Source organism: Neisseria sicca VK64 (assembly GCF_000260655.1).
Lineage (GTDB): Bacteria > Pseudomonadota > Gammaproteobacteria > Burkholderiales > Neisseriaceae > Neisseria > Neisseria sicca_B.
Map to the genome: position 1 here is coordinate 1 of NZ_AJMT01000081.1, position 2,154 is coordinate 2,154.

Below are 2,154 nucleotides of genomic sequence, written 5' to 3' on the forward strand. Positions count from 1 at the left end.
TTTTATAGTGGATTAAAATAAAAATGAGACAAGGCGGCAACGCCCGTCGTGTACGGGTAGTACATAAGGGCGTTGGCAACGCCGTATCATTGCAATTTTAATCCATTATATTGAAACTCAAAGACTTCGTTTGAATAGGTTTGTCGGCTGTATCGGGTATCCGTATGGATGTTTCGGACCGGATTGTGTTTGGGAACGGGTATGCGGGTTTGTACGGACGGGTGTTTGATGCGTTCGGGTCAGATTTTGGCTTCCAGCATCGGTTTTAAGGCTTCCCAAGCCTGCGGCAGTTCTGTGAAGCCGTCGGATGCCATCAGGTGTCCGCCTTGGGCGATGTGGGTGACGGGGCTTTTGAGTTTGTCCGCCATGTCCAGGGTCAGTTCGGGCGGGACGTGGGTGTCGTCGTCGGAGACGATGCAGTGTTTGGGCATTTGGATTTTGCGCAGGATGTCGAATTCGGGCGCGGCGCCTTTGATGTAGGCGTCAAGGGCGGGCAGCGGGGGCAGGGGGGCGGCGAATCCCGCCGCCAGGACCAAGCCGCCGATTTTTTCGGGCTGCTGACGGCTGAGGAAGTGCAGAAGGGTGATGCAGCCTAGGCTGTGTCCGACTAAGAAGGTGTTTTCGTCGGGTTTGCCGATGACTTGGTCGAGGGCGAACTGCCACGAGGAAACCGTCGGCCGTTCGGGATTGGGCATCGCCAGCGAGTCGGCTTGGAAGCCTGCGGCGCGGACTTGTGCCGAGAGCCAGTCAAACCAGTTGCCGTGCGGATTGCCTTCAAAACCGTGTACGATAAAGACGCGTCGGGGCATATCGATTACTCCTTTTCAGACGACCTGTCGGGTGTGTCGGTTTACTTATTATAACACTCATTGTTTGTTTCAGTTTTATCGTTATCCTGCGTGCGGCGGGTAAACGGGAATCGGGATGGGTGGTCAAGTTGAAGGTGGAAAGGGCAATGGCGCGGATTTGGTGTCGGAATCAAGCGCTCGCTTTGGGCTTGGGTGCGGGGCGTTGTTTGGTTAAAGTTCATGTGTGATGCAAATAGTTTTTTTAGATTTGTATCAATAAAAGGTCGTCTGAAATCGGTTTCAGACGACCTTGGGCAGGGAAACATTCAGATGTAAATATTGTGAATGCCGCGGGTTTGGTCGGATTGCTCCGCTCAAAAATACCCCGCCTTTTTACGCTCTTCCATCGCTGCTTCCGACACGCGGTCGTCCATGCGCGTGGCGCTGCGCTCGGAGATGGTGGCTGCCGCGGTTTCTGCGATGATGTCTTCGGGCGTGGCGGCGGTGCTGGCTACGGGGCAGGTGCAGGAAATGTCGCCGACGGTGCGGAAGCGCACGTCGCGGATTTGGCTAACTTCGCCTTCGCGTTTCGGCGTCAGCGGGGTAACGGGGACGAGCAGCCCGCCGCGTTCGACGACTTCGCGTTTGTGGCTGTAATAAATCGGCGGCAGCGCGAGGTTTTCGCGGGCGATGTATTGCCAAATGTCGAGTTCCGTCCAGTTTGAAATGGGGAACACGCGCATGTTTTCGCCGCTAAAGAGCCGCGTATTATAGAGCGACCAGAGTTCGGGACGCTGGCTTTTCGGGTCCCATTGTCCGAATTCGTCGCGGAACGAGAAAATCCGCTCTTTCGCCCGCGCTTTTTCCTCATCGCGCCGCGCGCCGCCCATCAGTGCGTCAAAGCCTTGTTCTTCAATGGTTTCCACCAGCGTCACCGCCTGCGCGGCGTTGCGCGAATCGGTTTCGCGGCGCAGGACGACCGTGCCTTTTTTGATGGAATCTTCGACGCTGCCGACCACCAGTTGCACGCCCGTGCGCGCCACGGTTTCATCGCGGAACTGAATCACTTCGGGGTAATTGTGCCCCGTATCGACGTGCAGCAGCTTGAATGGCAGCTTGAGCGGGCGGCCTTCGAGTTTGAACGCTTTGACCGCCAGCGCCAGCAAAACGACGGAATCTTTGCCGCCGGAAAACAGCAGCGCGGGATTTTTCGCTTCGGCGACGACTTCGCGGATGATGTAGATGGATTCGGCTTCGAGCCAGTCTAGGTGGTGGTTTTGAATAGACATATTGTTCTCTTTAGCAAAACTCGGATAGGCGGTACTCTAAAGAGGTCGTCTGAAAAACGGAAAGAATGGTTTGTTTG

General features: G+C 55.7%; 2 protein-coding genes. Both read right to left on the reverse strand.

Annotated features, from left to right (window positions below):
* Positions 1–239: 239 nt before the first annotated feature.
* On the reverse strand, positions 240–809 hold the full coding sequence (locus HMPREF1051_RS04875) for an RBBP9/YdeN family alpha/beta hydrolase (protein WP_003765204.1): 570 nt from the start codon (positions 807–809) through the stop codon (positions 240–242).
* A 353-nt stretch (positions 810–1,162) separates the two neighbouring features.
* Positions 1,163–2,077, reverse strand: a complete 915-nt coding sequence (cysD, locus tag HMPREF1051_RS04880) for a sulfate adenylyltransferase subunit CysD (RefSeq protein ID WP_003757409.1) — start codon at positions 2,075–2,077, stop codon at positions 1,163–1,165.
* Positions 2,078–2,154: the final 77 nt, after the last annotated feature.